Here is a 20,121-nt window from a genome sequence, read left to right on the forward strand (position 1 = left end):
ATGGCCATCAAGGCAGTGGTGTTCGATTTCGGCGGCGTGCTGATCGACTGGAGTCCCGAGTATCTGTATCGGGAACTGATCCCGGACGAAACCGAGCGGCGCTGGTTTCTGACCCACGTCTGTTCGATGGACTGGGTGATCCGTCAGGACGGCGGCCAGCCGATCGTCGAGGCCACCGCCGAACTGGTGGCGAAGTTTCCCGATCACGAAGCGCTGATCCGCGCGTTCTACGCGCGCTGGCACGAGATGGTGGCCGGAGTGCTGGAAGAGGGCGTCGCAATCATGGAAAAGCTCGAAGCGGCCGAAGTGCCGCTCTTCGGACTGACCAACTGGTCGGCGGAAACCTTCCCGTATGCGTGGGAGCATTACCCGGTGCTGCGGCGCTTTCGCGACATTGTCGTGTCGGGGCGAGTGAAGATGGTGAAGCCCGATCCGGCCATTTTCGCGGCCATGCGCGAGCGGATCGAGGCGCAATTGCCCGGCATCAAGCCGGCCGAACTCGTCTTCATCGACGACAACCTGAAGAACGCTGAGGCCGCGACGGCGCTCGGCTGGCATGGCGTGCATCACACCAGCGCCGCGCGAACCGAAGCGAAACTGCGTGAGCTTGGCTTGCCGGTTTAAGGCTGAGGCGTCTGCCCCGGCCTACTGGCCGAGCAGATTTTTCAACGCGTTACCCAAGCCTTTCACGGTTTCGCCTGCGCCCTTTGCCACGTCTTCGACGCTCACACCGAGCGCCTTGGCAAAGCCGTTACCGATGCGCTTTATCAGCCCTTCCTGCACCGAGAATTTCGGGTCGCGCAAATTCCCATCCAGCACGAAATGCAGCGTGATGTCGCCGTTGTGCGACTTGAGCGCGGCGACCGCGGCCTTGGTCGGAATCGACATGAACGTGTCGAGCGGATTGCCGCTGTCGGCGAGTTGCAGATTGTGGATGGTGAGCGTGCCGGGTGCGTGCAACTGATAGTTGCTCACCGTCGAGTCCACCGTCAGATCGACCGTGCCGCCCGCCACTTGCGCCTTGGCGCCGGCCTTCTTGATGAGATACGGGTCGAGCATCACGATATCGACGCCGCGCAGCTTGCTCGTAGTCTGCGAATCCTTGCTGGCAACCTTGATCCAGCCGCCGAACGACACCGTGCCCGTATGCTGCGGGCCCTTGATGGAGCCCGTGACATTGACATGGGTCGGGTCAGTGAGCGCGGGCAGGCGCAGATTATCGACGGTCGCGTTGGCATCGCTGACCGTCACCTTGAAGGGCGGCGGCCCAACCGTCATGTCGTAGAAGTGGAAGTTGCCCCGTTCGAAGCTGATGTGGTCGATCTGCTTTTCGCGTGGAATGGACGCCGCCGTGCCGCTGCCTTCGGTGTCGGATCGATTCACCGTTTCTCGTAGATTCGGCATCAGGCGAATCGCGCCGTCCTTCGTGCGCAGCACGGCGATGTCGAAGCCGCGTACCACCACGCTGCGAATATGCATGCGCCGCGCGATCAGATCGCGAATGTCGGGTGTGAGGGTGACTTCGTCCGCCCGGAGCGGATCGCCGGCCGGCCAGCCGGGCGGCGCTTTGAGAAGAACGTTGGTGAGATGAACCGAAGTGAGGCCGACCTCGATAGTTTCGGCGCTGCCCAAGGGACCGAGCGCCGCGATCACACGCTCCTTGACCTCGCGTTGCGCGAACTGCAAAGCGCCGACCACGACGACGATCAGCACCAGCAGCACGCCGCCCGCGGCGACGGCCCAGCGCTTGCCCTTCGACATCGCCATGCTTGCCTCCTCGTCACCGCCTGTCGCGCGGTGTGGCAGTGATCGGTCTGCGCGCACGCCGGGCGGCGCGCGCTCTTGGATGTGTCTGTCCAAGGCGGAACGCGCGACACGAATTCCGCCGCGATGACGTGTATCACGCCATCGCGAGCAATGCGTGTGCCCTGCCGCTCGTACGGGTGACGCCCAGGCGTGTTTGCGCCGCGAGGCAGGTTGCGCCGCGAAGTGACGCTGTTCGAGCGCCTGAGAAACGGCCATCGAAGCGGCGCACGCGTCAATCAATCCGACGCGCAGGCCGCCCGATCCGGGCTTATCGCGCGATCGGCTTGTAACGCAGACGCTTCGGACGCGCAGCTTCTTCACCCAGACGCGCGCGCTTGTCCGCTTCGTATTCCTGGTAGTTGCCGTCGAAGAACGTGATTTGCGAATCGCCTTCGAACGCCAGGATGTGCGTGGCGATCCGGTCGAGGAACCAGCGATCGTGCGAGATCACCAGCACCGAGCCGGCGAACTCGAGCAAGGCGTCTTCGAGCGCGCGCAGCGTTTCGACGTCGAGGTCGTTCGACGGTTCGTCCAGCAGCAGGACGTTGCCGCCCGCGATCAGCGTTTTCGCCAGATGCAGCCGGCCGCGCTCACCGCCCGACAGGTTACCGACGATCTTTTGCTGATCGCCACCCTTGAAGTTGAAGCGGCCGATGTACGCACGCGACGGCGTTTCGTACTTGCCAACCGTCAGCACGTCGGCGCCGCCGGAAATTTCCTCGAACACGGTCTTCGAGCCGTCGAGCGCGTCGCGGCTTTGATCCACGTACGCGAGCTTGACGGTCGGGCCTTGCACGATCTCGCCCGAGTCCGGCTGTTCGCGGCCGGTCAACATGCGGAACAGCGTCGACTTACCGGCGCCGTTCGGCCCGATGATGCCGACGATCGCGCCCGCCGGAATCTTGAAGCTGACGTCGTCGAGCAGCAGACGATCGCCATACGACTTGCTGACATTCTTGAACTCGATCACTTCATTGCCCAGGCGATCGCCGACCGGGATGAAGATTTCCGAGGTTTCGTTGCGCTTCTGGTAGTCCTGGCTATTCAGTTCCTCGAAGCGCGCAATACGCGCCTTCGACTTCGCCTGACGGCCCTTCGGGTTCTGGCGCACCCACTCCAGTTCCTTCTTGATCGCCTTCTGACGCGCCGACTCCGACGATTCTTCCTGCTTCAGGCGTTCTTCCTTCTGGTCGAGCCAGCTGCTGTAGTTGCCCTTCCACGGAATGCCGTGGCCGCGGTCGAGTTCGAGAATCCACTCGGCGGCGTTGTCCAGGAAGTAGCGATCATGAGTCACGGCGACCACGGTGCCCGGGAAGCGCGTGAGGAACTGCTCGAGCCAGTCGACCGATTCCGCGTCGAGGTGGTTGGTCGGTTCGTCGAGCAGCAGCATGTCGGGCTTTTCGAGCAACAGCTTGCACAGCGCAACGCGGCGCTTTTCGCCGCCCGACAGATGTTCGATTTTCGCGTCCCAGGCCGGCAGGCGCAGCGCGTCGGCGGCGATTTCGATCTGCTGCTCGGCGCTGCCGTCGGTGGTGGCGAGGATCGCTTCGTACTTCGCCTGTTCGGCGGCGAGCGCGTCGAAGTCGGCGTCCGGTTCGGCGTAGGCCGCGTAGATTTCGTCCAGTTTCTTTTGCGCGCCGAAGACATCGCCGAGACCTTCCTCGACCGCTTCACGCACCGTCTTGTTCGGATCGAGCTGCGGTTCCTGCGGCAGATAGCCGATGTTCAGGTTCGGCATCGGCGTGGCTTCGCCTTCGATGTCTTTGTCCACACCGGCCATGATGCGGATCAGCGTCGACTTGCCCGAGCCGTTCAGGCCGAGCAGGCCGATCTTCGCGCCGGGGAAAAACGACAGCGAGATGTCTTTAAGGATTTGACGCTTGGGCGGCACGATCTTGCCGACCCGGTTCATGGTGAAGACGTATTGGGCCATTTGCTTGCAATAGACGTTGACGACGCCGGCCGCATTGGGGCGGGCGGTCGTGGGTGGATGGGTAATCGGTGTTATGGCCGGGCGGAGCGCCCGGCGCCGGCCGGCGCGGCATGTAGCGCGGCGTCGAACTTCGCGACGCCCCGCGCGCGGGCGGGTGGTTCAGGTGGCATTGTACTTCGGCGCAAGCGCGCGGCGGCAGCGGCTGGCCATTCGGCCAGGGGCCGCTCGGATGCTCACAACCAATCCGCCACGCCGCCATGGCGCGAACAGGTGCCGGTGCGATGCCGGCTGAAGCTGTAGGTGGAATCGCGGCAGCGCGCGGTTGCGCCTTCAGGCGCCTTGCCGGATAACGAGCGGGCCGGCGCGTGCACCGTGCTGCCGTCGCGATTGGTGTAGGTGTTGTGGTTGCTAAGGTCTGCTTCGTCGGGCGTGGTGCCCGGCGCTACGTAAGCGAACGCGGACGATGCGCTGAACAGCAGCGCCGCGGCAACCGCCGCGTACGAGCGCAGGCTTTTGTGGATCGTGCATGTCATTGTCTTTCTTGCGCTTGTTGTTCTGAGTTCCAACGCGCTTTGCCGCGCTTCAATTCGCGCGCCGTCCGCTCGCCGGATCGAAGAAATGCAGATGCCGCGCGGGCAGCGCCACCTGCAGCGCGTCACCCGCCGCGGGCCGATGCGCGTGCGGCAGGCGCACCGTGACGTCGTGCTTGCCCCAGCGGCCGTGCGCGAGGTTGTCCGCGCCGAGCAACTCGCAGGAGTCGACGATGAGCGTTCCGTGAGGCGCGTCCGCCTGGCCGGGGCTCATGTGCTCCGGACGAATGCCGAGCGTCCATTCGCGTCCTTTGGCAACTTCCTGGCCGATCGACGCGACGTCGGTCAGCGGCAGCTTCGGACCATTGCCCGCCACTTCGAAATACGCACCGTCGTCCGATACGCGGCCTTCCAGCAAATTCATCCCCGGCGAGCCGATGAAGCTCGCGACGAACACCGTCGCAGGCCGTTCATACACCTCGGTCGGCGCGCCGATCTGCTCGGCATGGCCCTTGTTCATCACGATCACACGCTGCGCCAATGTCATCGCTTCGATCTGATCGTGCGTCACGTACAGACTCGTCGTGGCGAGCCGCGCATGCAGGCGCTGGATTTCGAGCCGCATCTGCACGCGCAGGCGCGCGTCGAGATTCGACAGCGGTTCGTCGAACAAAAACACGGCCGGCTCGCGCACGATTGCGCGACCCATCGCGACGCGTTGCCGCTGGCCGCCGGACAACTCGCGCGGCTTGCGTTGCAACAGCGCTTCGAGTTCGAGAATCTGCGCGGCGGCGTCCACGCGCTTCGCAATCTGCGCGCGGTCCACGCCCGCGATCTTCAGCGCGTAGCCCATGTTTTCGGCGACGCTCATATGCGGATACAGCGCGTAGTTCTGGAACACCATCGCGATGTTGCGATCCTTCGGCTCCAGTTGATTGACTACTCTGCCGGCGATCGAAATGCTGCCCTCGGAGATGCGTTCGAGTCCCGCCACCATCCGCAGCAAGGTCGATTTGCCGCAACCCGACGGGCCGACCATCACGACGAACTCGCCGTCGGCGACGTCCACGTCGATACCGTGCAGCACGAACTGTTTGCCGTCGTAGGTTTTTTTAACGCCTTGCAGGGTCAGTGCAGCCATGCCGTTTTAGCCTTTCGTTGCGTGCCGCGGATCGCGGTTTTATCTATTCCAGTGCGTCAAGAATGCTCGTTGAAGAGCCGCCTACTTTTCCGCGTCCACGAGTCCGCGCACGAACCAGCGTTGCATCGTCAGCACGACTGCGAGCGGCGGCAGCATCGCGAGCAGCGTCGCGGTCATCACGAGATGCCATTCGGTCGCCGTGTCACCCGACGCGATCATGCTTTTGATGCCGACCACCGCCGTGGTCAGCGATTGCTGGCTCGTGATCAGGATCGGCCACAAGTATTGATTCCAGCCGTAAATGAACGTGATCACGAACAGAGCCGCCATGTTCGTTTTCGACAGCGGCAAGACGACGTCCCAGAAGAACCGCATAGCGCCCGCGCCGTCGATGCGCGCCGCTTCCATCAATTCGTCCGGCAGCGTCATGAAGAACTGGCGGAACAGGAATGTCGCGGTGGCCGAGGCGATCAGCGGCAACGTCAAACCGCTATACGTATTGCTCAGATGCATCGACGACACGACTTGCACGGTCGGGAAGATCCGCACTTCCACCGGCAGCATCAGCGTGATGAAGATCAGCCAGAATGCGAGGTTGCGCAACGGAAAACGGAAGAACACGATCGCGTATGCGGAGATCATGGAGACCGCGATCTTGCCGATCGAAATCACCAGCGCCATCACGAGGCTGTTGAACAGCATGCGGCCGAACGGCGCCGCCGCGTTGCCGCTGCCTTGCGACCAGACGGTCACGATGTTTTCGAACAGATGCGTGCTCGGCACCAGCGAGAGCGGCACGCTGAACACTTCGTGCTCGCTCATGGTCGCGGCGCAGAACGCGACGTACACCGGAAACACCACCAGCACGACGCCGAGAATCAACACCGCGTGGCAAAAGAGGTCGAAACCACGGCGGTTCTCGATCATGAGTATTGAACCCTGCGTTCGATGAAGCGGAATTGCACGACCGTCAACGCAACGACGATCACCATCAGGATCACCGACTGCGCGCCGGAACTGCCGATGTCGAGCCCCTGGAAGCCTTCGGCGAAGATCTTGTAGATCAGCGTGCGGGTTGCCTGCGCGGGGCCGCCGCCGGTGGCCGCATCGATTACAGGGAAAGTGTCGAAGAAGGCGTACGTGATGTTGATCACCAGCAGGAAGAAACTGGTCGGCGACAGGAGCGGCAGTGCGATGCCGAAAAAGCGCCGCACCGGACCGGCGCCGTCGATCGCCGCTGCTTCGATAAGCGAGCGCGGAATCGCCTGCAAGCCCGCGTAGAAGAACAGAAAGTTATAGCTGACCTGTTTCCAGACGGACGCGAGCACCACAAGGAACATCGCCTGACCCGCGTTCAGCGCGTGATTCCACACGATGCCGTATTTGGCCAGCGCATAGGTGACGAGGCCGATGCTCGGGTTGAACAGGAACGACCACAACACCGCTGCGATCGCGGGCGCGACGGCGTACGGCCAGATCAGCAGCGTCTGATAGGTCTTGGCGCCGCGCGTCACGCGATCCGCGCAGACCGCGAGCAGCAGCGAGATCACGAGTCCCGACACGGTGACCAGCGCGCAGAAGATCAGCGTCGTATAAAACGACGACAGGTAGAGCGGATCGGCGAAGAGCTGCTTGAAATTGGCGAGCCCGACAAACTCGCTCGACGTGCCGAACGCATCCTGGCTTTGCGTGGATTGCCAGAGCGCCTCACCGGCCGGCCACAGAAAAAACAGCAACGTGATCGCCAGTTGCGGCGCGACGAGCAGGTAGGGCAGCAGGCTGGTGCCGAAGCTGGAGCGCTTTTCCATCGATGATTCCCAAGGTTCTGCTGCAAGCACGGGTTTCGGCGCGGGCGCACCGAAACCCCGCCGCCGACCGCTTAGTTGCCGGCTTTTTCGAAGCGGCGCAGCAGTTCGTCGCCGCGCGACACAGCGGCGTCGAGCGCCTGTTGCGGCGTCTTCTTCTGTGCCCAGACCTGCTCGAGTTCTTCGTCGATGACCGTGCGGATCTGCGGCATGTTGCCCAGACGCAAGCCCTTGGTGTAAGGCAGAGGCGGCTTGTTGAGCATCTGCTTGATGGCGGTGTCGCTGCCCGGATTCTTCTCGTAGAAGCCTTGCTGCTGCGTCAGTTGATACGCCGCCGTGGTGACCGGCAGATAGCCGGTGTCCTGATGCCACTTGGCCGCAACCGGCGCCGACGACAGATAGGAGAGAAATTTCGCCACGCCCTTATACACGGCAGGATCCTTGCCCGACAGCACCCACAGGCTCGCTCCGCCGATGATCGCGTTCTGCGGCGCGCCCTTCACGCTCGCGTCGTACGGCATCATGCCGGTGCCGAAGTTGAACTTCGCGTACTTCTTGATCGTGGCGAGCGACCCCGACGAGTTGGTGATGATCCCGCAGTCGCCGCTATAGAACTTCGATACCGGTTCGTCCTTGCGGCCGACGTAGGTGAACGTGCCGTCCTTCTGCATGTTCTGCAGGAACTGGATATGCGCGACCTGCAGCGGCTTGTTGAATTCCAGTTGCGCGTCCGGGCCGTCGAAGCCATTGTTCTTCGACGCGAACGGCGCGCCGTGCCACGCGCTGTAGTTCTCGAGTTGAATCCAGCTTTGCCAGCCCGACGAATAACCGCACGCCATGCCCGACGCCTTCAGCTTTTGCGCGTCGGCCTGCAGTTCGGCCCAGGTTTTCGGCGGCTGGTTCGGGTCGAGGCCGGCTTTCTTGAAGGCGTCCTTGTTGTAGTACAGCACCGGCGTGGAGCTGTTGAACGGCATCGAGATCAGCTCGCCGGTTTTGGCGTCGCTGTAATAGCTGGCGATGGTCGGCACGAAGGCCTTTTCATCGAGCGGCACGCCGGCTTGCTTGAACACTTCCGAGACGGGGATCACCGCCTTCTTCGCCTGCATCATGGTGGCGGTGCCGACTTCGTAGACCTGCAGAATGGCCGGCGCATTGCCGCTGCGATACGCGGCGATGCCGGCGGCGAGCGTCTGATCGTAGGTGCCCTTGAAGACCGGCACGATCTTGTAGTCGCTTTGCGATGCGTTGAACGCGTTGGCGATGTCGTTCAGCCGTTCGCCCAATGCGGCTTCCATGCCGTGCCAGAACTGAATTTCAGTCGCGGCATGGGCCGCCTGGCTAAGGCCGGCGCTCAATACGGCGGCAAGGGAAAGCGAACGGATTAGCGGCTTCAAACTCATCGATTTGTCTCCAGTCGGAACGGGCGCGAACGCGAATCGCGCGATTCTATTTGTGTTCGATGACAGTCCGGCGACGGTTGCCGGGCGGCGTGCGCCATTTTTTGACGGGTGTCGAATGCCGCAATTTAACATCGGTGTCATAAAACGGAAACAGCCGCCGTCTGAAGGCGAAGTTTGCGCGAAGGCAAAGCCGGAGGTGCCGGCTGGACGCGGCCGTTTGCGAGAGGGCATGATGGACGCGGGTTTGAGTCGCGCGTGGCGATTCGTGTGCGTTACATCACGGTGTCCATTAATCAGGATTGCAGATGCTGGGTTCCTCAGTGCGGTCGGCGACAGGTGGCTGGATGATGGCCCTCGCTTTGGCGGGGTGTGCGTTCACGCCGGTGACTAACAACGATGCCGTCGAGCAGGTGAACTCCTTGCCGGCGATCATCGCGCATCGCGGCGGCACGGGCGACGCGCCAGAGAACACACTCGAAGCTATCCGCCTGTCGGTCGAGCATCACGCCGACGCCATGTGGCTCACCGTGCAGTTGAGCAAGGACGGCGTGCCGGTTTTGTATCGGCCGGCGGACCTGGCGGCATTGACCGACGCGAAAGGTCCAGTGGCCGCCTACACCGCGGCCGAACTCGCTCGCGTCAATGCCGGTTGGAGCTTTCGGCGCAGCGAGGCCTATCCGTACCGCGATCATCCTGTGGGAATTCCGACGTTGCGCGAGGCGCTGCATGCCATGCCTGCGACCATGCCGGTCGTCCTCGATATGAAAGCGCTGCCCGCCGGGCCGCAGACGCAAGCCGTCGTGCGTGTGCTCGATGAAGAAAACGCGTGGCAGCGTGTGTCGATCTATTCGACCGAAGCGGATTATCAACGGAGCTTTGCCGCGTATCCGCAAGCGAAGCTGTTCGAATCGCGCGATGCGACGCGTGGGCGGCTTGTGCGGGTCTTGCTGAATCAGGGCTGCGTGGACGCGCCGGCCGAACACGCCATGACCGCGTTCGAGTTGCATCGCGCGCTGACGGTGGTGGAGAAGTTCACCCTGGGGGAGGGGCGCTCGGACGTGCGGGCTACGCTGTGGACGCCTGCAACTGTCGCTTGTTTCCGGCAGAAGCCGGACGTGCGGATCGTCGCGATTGCGGTGAACGAGGCGGACGATTACCGTATGGCGGCGTGCCTCGGCATCGATGCGGTGCTCGCGGATTCACCGGAGAAAATGGCGGCCCTTAGGGAGGGTATTGCGTTGCCGTTGCGTTGTGCGCGTTCCAAGGCAAGTAGTGAGCGATAAAAAAGCCCGCTTCGATGAACGGGCTCTCTTGAAGTCACTTGCTGCGGGTGGCGGCGCTCAGGTTTGCACCCGTCGCAGCACGCCGAAGCTGAAGGCGAAGGTTAGACGTTAAACAGGAAGTTCATCACGTCGCCATCATGCACGACGTATTCCTTGCCTTCCGCGCGCATCTTGCCCGCTTCCTTCGCGCCTTGCTCACCCTTATAGGTGATGTAGTCGTTGTACGCGATAGTCTGCGCGCGAATGAAGCCGCGTTCGAAGTCCGTGTGAATCGCGCCCGCAGCCTGCGGCGCGGTATCGCCGATATGGATCGTCCATGCGCGCACTTCCTTCACGCCGGCCGTGAAGTAGGTTTGCAGACCCAGCAACTTGAAGCCGGCGCGGATCACGCGGTTCAGGCCCGGCTCTTCCATGCCCATGTCGGCGAGGAACACTTCCATGTCGGCTTCGTCGAGGTCGGCGATTTCCGCTTCGATCGCGGCGCACACGGCCACGACCGGTGCATTTTCCGCCGCCGCGTGCTTCGCGACTGCGTCCAGATGCGGATTGTTCTCGAAGCCGTCTTCCTTCACGTTGGCCACGTACATGGTCGGCTTGGCGGTGATCAGGCAGAACGGCTTGAGCGTGGCCTTTTCTTCGTCGGACAAGTCGAGCGCCCGGACCGGCTTGGCCTGGTCGAGCTGCGCGCGCACCTTCTCCAGCACGGCCGCGTTCTTGATGGCTTCCTTGTCGTTACCCGACTTGGCCGCCTTCGAATAGCGCGCCAGCGCCTTTTCGACGGTCGCGAGGTCGGCCAGCGCCAGTTCGGTGTTGATCACTTCGATATCCGACAGCGGATCGATCTTGTTCGCGACGTGAATCACGTTCTCGTCTTCGAAGCAGCGCACCACGTGCGTAATCGCATCGGTTTCGCGGATATTGGCGAGAAACTGGTTGCCCAGACCTTCGCCCTTGCTCGCGCCGGCCACCAGACCGGCGATGTCGACGAATTCCACCACGGCCGGCAGGATGCGCTCCGGCTTGACGATTTCAGCGAGCGCCTTCAGCCGCGCGTCCGGCACCTCGACGATGCCGACGTTCGGCTCGATCGTGCAGAACGGATAGTTTTCCGCGGCGATGCCCGCCTTGGTCAGCGCGTTGAACAGGGTGGACTTGCCGACGTTAGGCAGGCCGACGATGCCGCATTTGAGGCTCATGGAAATCCTTCAGTGAATCAGTAAGTTGCGTGATGCGCTCGACGCTGTGTGCAGGATTCGAGAAGCCTTCGCGGGTGGCGTGGCGGACCAGTGCAGCGGAGCGGGACAAGACACCGGATCGGGGCGTTGCTCGACGACCGGGTGCGAGTTTTCACGGAAAGCGCAATTGTAACCCGTTCGGATCGGCACACCGACGCGGCTGCGGGAAAGCGGTGCTCGCCGCTCGGTCCGCCGTTGCAAGGTTAAGGTAAGGTTTTCTCGGACGCACTGTAGAATCGCCAGTTCAGGGCCGCTAGAGCCCGAATCCGAGGAAAAAATGAGAACAATACGGTGGGTCTTCACGGGTGTGGCTGTCGTCGCGGTGGGCAGCGCGGTTGCGTCATGGGTGTCGCCGAACTTCGACGACGCCCAGGCGAACTCCGACCGGCAAACGGTCAACTGTCTCTCAAGCCACTTAACGCTCGACGATAAAAAACAGATCGCGCAGTTCGCCGATGCCAACGACTTCGATTCACTCTGGCGCGTGTACGACCGCATCTTCCCGGACTGCGCCGTGCGCGGCGATCAGCGGGAGCGCAAGGGCGACCTCGAGGCGAGCGCGTGGCGCCTGCTGTCTTCCGACCGCGCATTCACGCGGCTGCGCGAAGCCAACGCGGCATTGGCGGCGGCCGGTCACCAGTGAGCCGCGGCGCGGTTGTTCGGGCGCAAAGGCGTGCGCGAAAGCCGTCTGCATCGATCCGTCCCCGGCAACCCCCGCGGCTATAATGCGCGGATGAACGCACACCACCAGACCTTTGATGCCGCCGTGATCGGCGGCGGGCTCGTCGGCAAGACCGCGGCGCTGGCGCTGACGCAAGGCGGACTGCGCGTGGCGCTGCTCGCGCAACCGTGCGCGGCGCTGCCCGCCGGCGCAGCCTTCGACTCGCGGGTCTACGCGCTGTCGTCGAGTTCCCAGGCTTTGCTGGAGCGGTTGCGGGTGTGGCAGGCGCTCGATCTGGCGCGGCTTGGCCCGGTGTACGACATGCGCGTTTACGGCGACGCGCACGCCGAACTGCATTTCTCCGCGTTCCAGGCTTCGGTGCCGCAACTGGCGTGGATCGTCGAATCGTCGGTGATCGAACGTGCGCTGGATGCGGCGCTGCGCTTCCAGCCGAGTCTCACCTGGATCGACACGCGCGCTCAGGCGCTCGACTTCACCGCGGACAGCGCCAGCGTCGGCCTCGCCAACGGCAATGTGCTCGACGCCGATCTGGTGGTCGGCGCGGACGGCGCACATTCGTGGGTGCGCGCGCAAATCGGCTCGAAAATGGACCGGCGCGACTACAAGCAAACCGGCGTGGTCGCCAATTTCAAGGCGGAAAAACCGCACAGCGAAACCGCGTATCAATGGTTCAAGGACGGCGAGATCATCGCGCTGCTGCCCATGCCGGACGGTCACGTCTCGCTGGTCTGGTCGGCGCGTACGGAGCACGCCCAGCAGCTGGTCGCGCTCGATCCGGCGCAACTCGCCGCTGAAGTGGAACGCGTGACCGGCGGCCAGTTCGGCGCGCTCGATTGCGTGACGCCGGCGCAAGGCTTCCCGCTCGCGCTGCAAACGGTCGACCGGCTGGTGGCGCCGCGCGTCGCGCTGGTCGGCGATGCCGCGCATCTGATTCATCCGCTGGCCGGGCAGGGCATGAACCTCGGCTTGCGCGACGTCGCTGCGCTCGCCGATACCGTCGCCGGCAAGGAGTCGTTCCGCGATCTCGGCGACATGGTGCTGCTGCGCCGCTACGAACGCTCGCGCCGCGAGGACATCCGCGCGCTAATGATCGCCACCGACGGCCTGCAAAAACTCTTCTCCGTCCCCGGTCCGTTTGCCAAGGTGTTGCGTAACACCGGCATGGCGTTTGTCGGCGCGCAGCCGTTCATCAAACGCTGGCTGGTATCGGCTGCGCTGGGTTGAAGCATCCGGCCGGGCATGCCGCGGCCGGCGAGACAGGTATCATGAACGGGTGGACGCCGTTCCGGTCAGACCGGGAGCGTCAGGAAACGAGCACTGCCCGCGCATTGCGCGCGATTGAACCAGGAATTCAGCATGAAAAAAACTTTCCGCATGGCAGCCGCCGTGCTCGCCATCGCTGCCGTCACCATCGGCTGCTCCGCTCAGGCCGACCAGACCACGGACAAGCTCAAAGCCACGCTGCAAACGCGTCTCGCCGACGTGTCAATCAAGAGCGTGACGAAGTCGCCGATTGCCGGTCTGTACGAAGTGAACCTCGGCACGCAGATCGTCTATAGCGACGCGAACGGCGATTACCTGCTGCTCGGCGATATGGTCGACGCCAAGACCCGCAAGAATCTGACCGAAGCGCGCCTCGCCGAAACCAACCGCATCGACTTCGCGAGCTTGCCGTTCGGCAACGCGGTGAAGGTCGTGAAGGGCAACGGCTCGCGCAAGATCGCCGTGTTCTCCGATCCGAATTGTCCGTACTGCAAGCAGCTCGAAACGTCGCTCAAGTCGATCGACAATGTGACGGTCTACACTTTCCTGTACCCGGTGTTGTCGCCAGATTCGACGGCGAAGTCGAAGTCGATCTGGTGCTCGACGGATCGCGCGAAAGCCTGGGAGTCGTGGATGCAGGATCACCAGGCGCCCACCGCCGCCGGCACCTGCGACACCGCCGCGATCGACAAGAACCTGGCGCTCGGCCACGCCATGAATGTCGACGGCACGCCCACGGTGTTCCTCGCCGACGGCCGCCGTCTGCCGGGCGCCGTGCCGGCAGACCGGCTGGATAAAGAAATGTCCGCGGTGCACTGAGCACGCGTAAAACATCAAGCAAAGGAGGCGCGTCGTGCGCCTCCTTTCACATCAAGCCCGAACATCCCCGCCTGAGCTCTCCTAATTGCCGCCGATGAAGCCGATCCGCTACACCATCGTTCCCAAGCAACCCGCCGCCCACCTGTTCGAAGTCACCGTGACCGTCGCCGATCCCGATCCGGCCGGCCAGCGTTTCATGCTGCCGGTGTGGATTCCGGGCAGCTACATGGTGCGCGAGTTCGCGCGCAACATCGTCACGCTGCGCGCTTTCAACGACGCCGGCCGCAAGGTGCGCGTCGAAAAGACCGACAAGCACACGTGGCAAGCCGCGCCGGTCAAGGGCGCGCTGACGCTGCGCTACGAGGTCTATGCGTGGGATCTGTCGGTGCGCGCGGCACATCTCGACGATACGACGGGCTTTTTCAACGGCACGAGCGTGTTTCTCTCGCCGCTCGGTCACGAAGAGGCGCAGTGCGTGGTCGATATTCAGAAGCCCGAGGGCGCGGCGTATCGCAACTGGCGTGTCGCGACCGCGCTGCCGGAAGCGCGCGGCACGAAACGGTATGGCTTTGGCGAGTATCGCGCGCAGAACTACGACGAACTGATCGATCATCCGGTCACGCTCGGTGAATTCGCACTGGCGACGTTCAAGGCGCATGGCGTGCCGCATGACATCGTGATCGCCGGGCGCGTGATCGGGCTCGACATGGCGCGTCTGTCCGCCGACCTGAAGCGCATTTGCGAAGCGCAGATCGCGTTGTTCGAGCCGAAGTCGAAGAAAGCGCCGGTGGAGCGCTACGTGTTCATGACCCAGGCCGTCACCGATGGTTATGGCGGCCTTGAACACCGCGCTTCGACCGCGCTGATCTGCAATCGCGGCGATTTGCCGGTGGAAGGCCGCGAGGCGCTCACCGAAGGCTATCGAACCTATCTCGGCTTGTGCAGCCACGAGTATTTCCACACCTGGAACGTGAAGCGCATCAAGCCGGCTGTGTTCGCGCCGTACGATCTCAGCGTCGAAAACTACACGTCGCTGCTGTGGCTGTTCGAGGGCTTCACCTCTTACTACGACGACCTGATCCTCGTGCGCAGCGGCCTCATCTCGCAGGACGACTATTTCGGCATGCTCGGCAAGGTGATCGGCGGCGTGCAGCGCGGCAGTGGGCGTCTCAAGCAGACCGTCGCGGAAAGCTCATTCGACGCGTGGGTCAAGTACTACCGGCAGGACGAGAACGCGCCGAACGCGATCGTCAGCTATTACACCAAGGGCTCGCTCGTCGCGCTCGCGTTCGATCTGACGATCCGCGCGCAGACCAACAACCGCAAATCGCTCGACGACGTGATGCGTTTGCTGTGGCAGCACTTCGGCCGTGATTTTTATCGCGGCAAACCGGTTGGCGTCGACGAAGGCGAGATCGAGGCGCTTTTCGCCGAAGCAACCGGCGCGAAACTGGCCGAGTTGTTCGCCGAAGCCGTGCACGGCACGCGCGATCTGCCCCTCGACACGCTGCTCGCGCCGTTCGGCGTCGACATCGCGCCCGAATTGGACAAAAACGGCAAGCCGACGCTCGGCGCGCGCGTGCGCGGCGGCGCCGATTGCACGCTGGCGGCGGTTCACGACGGCAGCGCCGCGCAAAAAGCCGGACTTTCAGCGGGCGACGTGGTGATCGCGCTCGACGGCCTGCGCGTGACCGGCTCGAATCTTGATGGGCTGCTCGCGCGCTACCAGCCGGGCGCGAAAGTCGAGGTTCACGCGTTCCGCCGCGACGAGTTGCGCACCACGCAAGTCAAGCTGGACGGGCCTGAAGTGGCACGCTACAAGCTCACCGCCAGCGACAAGCGGCCCGCCGCGCGTAAGGCACGCGAGCGCTGGCTGGCCAGCTGATCGTCGTCCGGGCCGTCGCCAATGGACGGCCTGATCAGGCGGATTGTTCTACCAGTGCAACAATCCGTCGCCGCCGGACGGCTTGTTCCAGGTTCGGCAAAAAACCACAATGGCTCCATTCGCGCAACACTGCGCGCCCCCAACTGGAGTCAACCATGACCACGATCCTGCAAATCAACTCGGCAGCCCGTTCGCAAGGCGCAAACTCGACGCTGCTCGTCAACGAACTGACCGCCAAGCTGCAACAATCGAATCCGGGCGCGCAAGTCGTCGTCCGCAATCTGCAAGCTGAGCCGCTGCCCCACCTGGACGACGCCGTCCTTGGCGCCTTCTTCACGCCGGCCGAGCAACGCACGGCTGAGCAAGCCGCGATCGCTGCGCGCAGCGACGCGCTGATCGCCGAACTGCAAGCCGCCGACATCGTTGTGATCGGCGCGCCGATGTACAACTTCGGCATCTCGTCGCAACTGAAGACGTACTTCGACTTCATCGCACGAGCAGGCATCACGTTCGCGTACACGGCGAATGGTCCCGAAGGTCTCGTGAAGGGCAAGAAGGTCTACGTCGTGTCGGCACGCGGCGGCAAATATCTGGGCACGCCGAACGACAGCCAGACGCCGTACCTGAAGAGCTTCCTCGGCTTCCTCGGCATGACCGACGTGAACTTCATCTACGCCGAAGGCCTGAACATGGGCCCGGACGCTGCGGGTGCTGCGTTGGCTTCGGCGCGTGAAGCGATTGCTGCTGCGTAAGGTTGGCTGCGCCGCTTCGATGCGGTGAACAGACTGCCGGAAAAAAACGCCACGGATCTTTAGGTCCGTGGCGTTTTTGCTTTGAGGCACGGCGGCGGTGTCACGCTCGCTGGCTATTGCCGGCGGTTTACGCCAGCATTTGCGCTTCGTCGGGCAGGCGCCAATCGATCGGTTCACGACCGTGCTGCGCGAGATAGTCGTTGGCCTTCGCAAAATGCCCGCAGCCGAGAAAACCGCGATGCGCCGACAGCGGCGACGGATGCGGTGCTTCCAGCACGCAATGCGATTTCCCGCCGAGCAGCGCGCGCTTGGCTTGCGCATGCGCGCCCCATAGCATGAACACCAAGCCGTCATGGCGCATCGCCAGTTCATGGATCAGCGTGTCGGTGCATTTTTCCCAGCCGCGTTTCGCGTGGCTGGCGGCTGAGTCACGCTCGACGGTCAGCACGGTGTTCAGCAGCAGCACGCCTTGCTTCGCCCATGTGTCGAGACAGCCGTGACGCGGCGTCTCGTGGCCGAGGCTTGCGGCCATCTCCTTGAAAATATTGCGCAGCGACGGCGGCGTGCGCACGTTCGGCGCCACGGAGAACGCGAGTCCGTGCGCTTGCGGTGTGCCGCGGTCTTCGCCGTGGTACGGGTCCTGGCCGAGGATGACGACTTTGACGTCGTCGGGACTGGTCAGGCGCAGCGCGCGGAACACGTCGGCGGGATAGACGGTTTTGCCGGCGGCGCGTTCACCATCGACGAAACGGCAGAGCGGCGCATAGGCGTCGCTTTCGATGAACCGTTTGAGATGCGCGCGCCATGCGGGCGGCAGGGCGTCGAATTGCGCTTCAAGCGTCGGCGGTGGCGCGCTTGCGCCGGATTGCTGCGACTGAGTGCTCGTCATGGCAGCCTTGGCGGGTGCGGAGGTGGCGTCGCCGAACAGCGAGGCTTGCGACGGATTGGAGCGGGTGCGGGAAGCAGAGGTCATGGCGGGGAAGTGTCGCAGCAAACGCGGTGTTGCTCAAGGTGGGGCGGCGCGGCTTGTCGCGTTGCCGGGTAGCTTTCCTTGCCGCGCCTCAGCCAGCCCGCAACTTATAACCGCGCTGCGCCTTGCTGATATTGTCGGGCGCGAGGCCGGCTATCTGTTTGCCGAGTTCCGCTGCAAGCGTGTGAAGCGCGGCTTCGTCACCGGACTTCAGTTCGAGTTCGACTTCCGAGATCGGCGCGCGGCGCGTTTCTGCGTCGACTTTGGCGAACACGTCGCCCTGATCGATCGCCGCTTCGATGTCCGAGCCGTCCACTTCGACACGCCACAGCGTCCGGGTGAAATTCGTGCGGAACAGTTCGGTCAGTTCAGGCGCGGCCTGACGCAAAGCGTCTGCGGCGGACGGCTCGTCGCACTCGCGCAGCAGCGCGTCGATCTCCAGTTTTTCGCCCGCCACCGGCATTTCCCATTCGTGCCGGTTATGCAAACCATCTTTGGCGTCGCCAACTGTCTTGAAGGTTTGCAGCCAGCCGTCCGGCGTCTGCCGCAAACGCAAGGCGCTTTTCGAACTCGCGAGCGTCAGTTGCGGTGTGTCGAAGTAAATATTCACCAGCTTGACCGGACGTCCCGCCGCGCCCGCGCGCGTGGCGAACCACTGCGCCGCCGCTTGCACCTGGGCGGGCGGCAGCGCCAGTTTGATTTCGCGTTCCATGCCCATGATCTGCTCCGCTACGTACGCCGCGTGCCGTATGCCGACAGCGCGCTCAGAAAAACATCCGGGCAAGCTCCACACCCGGCTCGTCCGCGCGCATGAACGCCTCGCCGACGAGGAACGTATGCACGTCCATTGCACGCAGGCGCTCCACATCGGCGCGCGACAGAATGCCCGACTCCGTGACGACAATGCGGTCGTCCGGAATCGCTTCGAGCATGCCGATGGTAGTTTCGATCGAGGTCTCGAAGGTGCGCAGATTGCGGTTGTTGATGCCGATCAGCGGCGTTTTCAGCGTGAGCGATTCCATCAGCTCGTCTTGATCGTGCACTTCGACCAGCACGGCGAGACCGAGCGAATGCGCGAGCGCTTCGAGGTCCTGCATCTGCGAAGTTTCGAGTGCGGCGGCGATCAGCAGGATCGCGTCGGCGCCCATCGCGCGCGCTTCGACGATCTGGTACGGATCGACGATGAAGTCCTTGCGCAGCACCGGCAAATTGCAGGCCGCGCGCGCTTGCTCCAAATACGCGACGCTGCCTTGAAAGAACTGCACGTCGGTGAGCACGGACAGGCAGGCTGCGCCGTGCTTTTCATACGAGCGCGCGATCTCGGCCGGCACGAAGTGCTCGCGCAACACGCCTTTCGACGGGCTCGCTTTCTTGACTTCGGAGATCACGGCGGCGAGGCCTGCCGTGTGTTTCGCGCGCAATGCGCCGACGAAGTCGCGAATGTCGCGCGACGACGCTTCGAGGCGCAGCTCTTCGAGCGGCGCGCTCTGTTCGGCCGCGCGGACTTCTTCGCGTTTGACCGCGATGATACGGTCGAGGATGTCGCTCATAAGTGTCTCGCTACGTTGATTGCTACTTGATCACTGCTTGAATTGCTGGGTGAAGCGAACCAGTTCGTCGACCTTGGCTCGCGCCTTGCCGCTCGCGATCGCTTCGCGCGCCAACTGAATGCCGTCCGCAATCGACGAAGCCACGTTCGCCGAATACAGGGCCGTGCCCGCGTTCAGTGTGACGATTTCGCGAGCCACGCCCGGCTTGTTGTCGAGCGCGTCGAGCAGCATTGCTTTCGATTCGGTGGCGTCGGCCACTTTAAGCGTGCGATTCGACACCATCTGCATGCCGAAGTCTTCCGGATGGATCTCGTACTCGTAAATCTGGCCGTCGCGCAACTCACCGACTTGCGTCGCCGCGCCGAGCGAGACTTCGTCCATGCCGTCCATACCGTACACCACCAGCACGTGCTTCGCGCCAAGACGCTGCATCACGCGCACCTGAATGCCGACGAGATCGCCGTGGAACACGCCCATCAACTGATTGGGTGCGCCGGCCGGATTGGTCAGCGGCCCGAGAATGTTGAAGATGGTCCGCACGCCGAGTTCGCGGCGCACCGGCGCGATATTCTTCATGGCCGGATGATGGTTCGGCGCGAACATGAAGCCCATGCCGGTTTCCGCAATCGACGCCGCCACCTGTTCCGGCTGCAGATCGATATTCACGCCGAGCGCTTCGAGGACGTCCGCGCTGCCCGACTTGCTCGATACGCCGCGGCCGCCGTGCTTCGCGACCTTGGCGCCGGCCGCTGCCGACACGAACATGGTTGCCGTGGAAATGTTGAAGGTATGCGAACCGTCGCCGCCGGTGCCGACGATATCGACGAAGTTCGAGTTGTCCTGCACCTCGACATGCCGGGCAAATTCACGCATCACCGTGGCGGCGGCGGTGATTTCGCCGATGGTCTCTTTTTTGACGCGCAAGCCGGTGATGATCGCGGCCGCCATGACGGGCGAAAGTTCGCCGCGCATGATGAGCCGCATCAAGTGCAGCATTTCGTCGTGGAAAATCTCGCGGTGCTCGATGGTCCGTTGCAGCGCTTCCTGGGGCGTAATCGTCATGATGT

19 protein-coding genes are annotated in these 20,121 nt (G+C 63.3%); 7 read left to right on the forward strand and 12 right to left on the reverse strand.

Annotated features, from left to right (window positions below; genetic code table 11):
- The gene (locus tag B0G73_RS26940; protein ID WP_106284226.1) at positions 1-624 is read left to right on the forward strand and encodes an HAD family hydrolase; all 624 of its coding nucleotides are present in this window, start codon (positions 1-3) and stop codon (positions 622-624) included.
- Between the two features lie 21 nt (positions 625-645).
- Here the strand turns inward: B0G73_RS26940 and B0G73_RS26945 are convergent, their stop codons facing one another.
- The 7 genes from B0G73_RS26945 to ugpB all read right to left on the reverse strand — a co-directional run bounded on the left by B0G73_RS26945 (position 646) and on the right by ugpB (position 8,615).
- On the reverse strand, positions 646-1,767 hold the full coding sequence (locus tag B0G73_RS26945; RefSeq protein WP_106284227.1) for a DUF748 domain-containing protein: 1,122 nt from the start codon (positions 1,765-1,767) through the stop codon (positions 646-648).
- A 307-nt stretch (positions 1,768-2,074) separates the two neighbouring features.
- Entirely contained in the window at positions 2,075-3,739 is a 1,665-nt protein-coding gene (gene ettA, locus B0G73_RS26950) for an energy-dependent translational throttle protein EttA (protein ID WP_012434465.1), read from the reverse strand.
- 233 nt (positions 3,740-3,972) lie between these two features.
- Positions 3,973-4,272 (reverse strand): DUF3761 domain-containing protein, encoded by a 300-nt coding sequence (locus tag B0G73_RS26955; protein WP_106284228.1) that lies wholly within the window; start codon positions 4,270-4,272, stop codon positions 3,973-3,975.
- Between the two features lie 49 nt (positions 4,273-4,321).
- Positions 4,322-5,410 (reverse strand): sn-glycerol-3-phosphate import ATP-binding protein UgpC, encoded by a 1,089-nt coding sequence (locus B0G73_RS26960; protein ID WP_106284229.1) that lies wholly within the window; start codon positions 5,408-5,410, stop codon positions 4,322-4,324.
- An 81-nt stretch (positions 5,411-5,491) separates the two neighbouring features.
- A complete protein-coding gene (gene ugpE / locus B0G73_RS26965; protein WP_106284230.1) occupies positions 5,492-6,337 on the reverse strand; it encodes a sn-glycerol-3-phosphate ABC transporter permease UgpE in 846 nt (281 codons plus the stop codon).
- The gene (gene ugpA, locus B0G73_RS26970) at positions 6,334-7,218 is read right to left on the reverse strand and encodes a sn-glycerol-3-phosphate ABC transporter permease UgpA (RefSeq protein ID WP_012434461.1); all 885 of its coding nucleotides are present in this window, start codon (positions 7,216-7,218) and stop codon (positions 6,334-6,336) included. Before ugpA ends, ugpE begins: the two co-directional genes overlap by 4 nt.
- 71 nt (positions 7,219-7,289) lie before the next feature.
- Positions 7,290-8,615 carry a sn-glycerol-3-phosphate ABC transporter substrate-binding protein UgpB gene (ugpB, locus tag B0G73_RS26975; protein ID WP_106284231.1) on the reverse strand — a complete coding sequence of 442 codons (1,326 nt, stop codon included), beginning with the start codon at positions 8,613-8,615 and terminating at the stop codon, positions 7,290-7,292.
- Between the two features lie 305 nt (positions 8,616-8,920).
- Here ugpB and B0G73_RS26980 point away from each other — a divergent pair, with 305 nt between their 5' ends.
- The gene (locus B0G73_RS26980) at positions 8,921-9,898 is read left to right on the forward strand and encodes a glycerophosphodiester phosphodiesterase family protein (RefSeq protein ID WP_106284232.1); all 978 of its coding nucleotides are present in this window, start codon (positions 8,921-8,923) and stop codon (positions 9,896-9,898) included.
- Between the two features lie 101 nt (positions 9,899-9,999).
- On the opposite strand, the gene ychF is transcribed toward B0G73_RS26980, so the two are convergent.
- A complete protein-coding gene (gene ychF / locus B0G73_RS26985) occupies positions 10,000-11,094 on the reverse strand; it encodes a redox-regulated ATPase YchF (RefSeq protein ID WP_012434458.1) in 1,095 nt (364 codons plus the stop codon).
- 316 nt (positions 11,095-11,410) lie between these two features.
- Here ychF and B0G73_RS26990 point away from each other — a divergent pair, with 316 nt between their 5' ends.
- From B0G73_RS26990 to B0G73_RS27010, 5 genes are all read left to right on the forward strand, one after another.
- Entirely contained in the window at positions 11,411-11,776 is a 366-nt protein-coding gene (locus tag B0G73_RS26990; protein ID WP_106284233.1) for a hypothetical protein, read from the forward strand.
- Between the two features lie 90 nt (positions 11,777-11,866).
- Positions 11,867-13,039 (forward strand): UbiH/UbiF family hydroxylase, encoded by a 1,173-nt coding sequence (locus B0G73_RS26995; protein ID WP_106284257.1) that lies wholly within the window; start codon positions 11,867-11,869, stop codon positions 13,037-13,039.
- 132 nt (positions 13,040-13,171) lie between these two features.
- Positions 13,172-13,897, forward strand: coding sequence for a DsbC family protein (locus tag B0G73_RS27000; RefSeq protein WP_106284258.1), 726 nt, complete (start codon positions 13,172-13,174; stop codon positions 13,895-13,897).
- A gap of 94 nt (positions 13,898-13,991) precedes the next feature.
- The gene (locus B0G73_RS27005; RefSeq protein WP_106284234.1) at positions 13,992-15,782 is read left to right on the forward strand and encodes a M61 family metallopeptidase; all 1,791 of its coding nucleotides are present in this window, start codon (positions 13,992-13,994) and stop codon (positions 15,780-15,782) included.
- Between the two features lie 155 nt (positions 15,783-15,937).
- The gene (locus B0G73_RS27010; protein ID WP_106284235.1) at positions 15,938-16,534 is read left to right on the forward strand and encodes an FMN-dependent NADH-azoreductase; all 597 of its coding nucleotides are present in this window, start codon (positions 15,938-15,940) and stop codon (positions 16,532-16,534) included.
- Between the two features lie 127 nt (positions 16,535-16,661).
- Here the strand turns inward: B0G73_RS27010 and B0G73_RS27015 are convergent, their stop codons facing one another.
- From B0G73_RS27015 to trpD, 4 genes are all read right to left on the reverse strand, one after another.
- Entirely contained in the window at positions 16,662-17,507 is an 846-nt protein-coding gene (locus B0G73_RS27015; protein ID WP_106284236.1) for a uracil-DNA glycosylase, read from the reverse strand.
- An 88-nt stretch (positions 17,508-17,595) separates the two neighbouring features.
- Complete coding sequence (locus B0G73_RS27020) at positions 17,596-18,222, reverse strand: CYTH domain-containing protein (protein ID WP_106284237.1); 627 nt, start codon at positions 18,220-18,222, stop codon at positions 17,596-17,598.
- A 46-nt stretch (positions 18,223-18,268) separates the two neighbouring features.
- Complete coding sequence (gene trpC / locus B0G73_RS27025; RefSeq protein WP_106284238.1) at positions 18,269-19,054, reverse strand: indole-3-glycerol phosphate synthase TrpC; 786 nt, start codon at positions 19,052-19,054, stop codon at positions 18,269-18,271.
- Positions 19,055-19,084: 30 nt separating this feature from the next.
- Positions 19,085-20,116 carry an anthranilate phosphoribosyltransferase gene (gene trpD, locus B0G73_RS27030; protein WP_106284259.1) on the reverse strand — a complete coding sequence of 344 codons (1,032 nt, stop codon included), beginning with the start codon at positions 20,114-20,116 and terminating at the stop codon, positions 19,085-19,087.
- Positions 20,117-20,121: the final 5 nt, after the last annotated feature.

It is taken from the genome of Paraburkholderia sp. BL25I1N1 (assembly GCF_003002025.1).
Taxonomy (GTDB): Bacteria; Pseudomonadota; Gammaproteobacteria; order Burkholderiales; family Burkholderiaceae; genus Paraburkholderia.

What these genes read in the sequence shown, in the direction of transcription:
- B0G73_RS26940 (WP_106284226.1), top strand. Translation starts at nt 1, where the DNA reads ATGGCCATCAAGGCAGTGGTGTTCGATTTCGGCGGCGTGCTGATCGAC.
- B0G73_RS26945 (WP_106284227.1), bottom strand. Translation starts at nt 1,767, where the DNA reads ATGGCGATGTCGAAGGGCAAGCGCTGGGCCGTCGCCGCGGGCGGCGTG.
- ettA (WP_012434465.1), bottom strand. Translation starts at nt 3,739, where the DNA reads ATGGCCCAATACGTCTTCACCATGAACCGGGTCGGCAAGATCGTGCCG.
- B0G73_RS26955 (WP_106284228.1), bottom strand. Translation starts at nt 4,272, where the DNA reads ATGACATGCACGATCCACAAAAGCCTGCGCTCGTACGCGGCGGTTGCC.
- B0G73_RS26960 (WP_106284229.1), bottom strand. Translation starts at nt 5,410, where the DNA reads ATGGCTGCACTGACCCTGCAAGGCGTTAAAAAAACCTACGACGGCAAA.
- ugpE (WP_106284230.1), bottom strand. Translation starts at nt 6,337, where the DNA reads ATGATCGAGAACCGCCGTGGTTTCGACCTCTTTTGCCACGCGGTGTTG.
- ugpA (WP_012434461.1), bottom strand. Translation starts at nt 7,218, where the DNA reads ATGGAAAAGCGCTCCAGCTTCGGCACCAGCCTGCTGCCCTACCTGCTC.
- ugpB (WP_106284231.1), bottom strand. Translation starts at nt 8,615, where the DNA reads ATGAGTTTGAAGCCGCTAATCCGTTCGCTTTCCCTTGCCGCCGTATTG.
- B0G73_RS26980 (WP_106284232.1), top strand. Translation starts at nt 8,921, where the DNA reads ATGCTGGGTTCCTCAGTGCGGTCGGCGACAGGTGGCTGGATGATGGCC.
- ychF (WP_012434458.1), bottom strand. Translation starts at nt 11,094, where the DNA reads ATGAGCCTCAAATGCGGCATCGTCGGCCTGCCTAACGTCGGCAAGTCC.
- B0G73_RS26990 (WP_106284233.1), top strand. Translation starts at nt 11,411, where the DNA reads ATGAGAACAATACGGTGGGTCTTCACGGGTGTGGCTGTCGTCGCGGTG.
- B0G73_RS26995 (WP_106284257.1), top strand. Translation starts at nt 11,867, where the DNA reads ATGAACGCACACCACCAGACCTTTGATGCCGCCGTGATCGGCGGCGGG.
- B0G73_RS27000 (WP_106284258.1), top strand. Translation starts at nt 13,172, where the DNA reads ATGAAAAAAACTTTCCGCATGGCAGCCGCCGTGCTCGCCATCGCTGCC.
- B0G73_RS27005 (WP_106284234.1), top strand. Translation starts at nt 13,992, where the DNA reads ATGAAGCCGATCCGCTACACCATCGTTCCCAAGCAACCCGCCGCCCAC.
- B0G73_RS27010 (WP_106284235.1), top strand. Translation starts at nt 15,938, where the DNA reads ATGACCACGATCCTGCAAATCAACTCGGCAGCCCGTTCGCAAGGCGCA.
- B0G73_RS27015 (WP_106284236.1), bottom strand. Translation starts at nt 17,507, where the DNA reads ATGACCTCTGCTTCCCGCACCCGCTCCAATCCGTCGCAAGCCTCGCTG.
- B0G73_RS27020 (WP_106284237.1), bottom strand. Translation starts at nt 18,222, where the DNA reads ATGGGCATGGAACGCGAAATCAAACTGGCGCTGCCGCCCGCCCAGGTG.
- trpC (WP_106284238.1), bottom strand. Translation starts at nt 19,054, where the DNA reads ATGAGCGACATCCTCGACCGTATCATCGCGGTCAAACGCGAAGAAGTC.
- trpD (WP_106284259.1), bottom strand. Translation starts at nt 20,116, where the DNA reads ATGACGATTACGCCCCAGGAAGCGCTGCAACGGACCATCGAGCACCGC.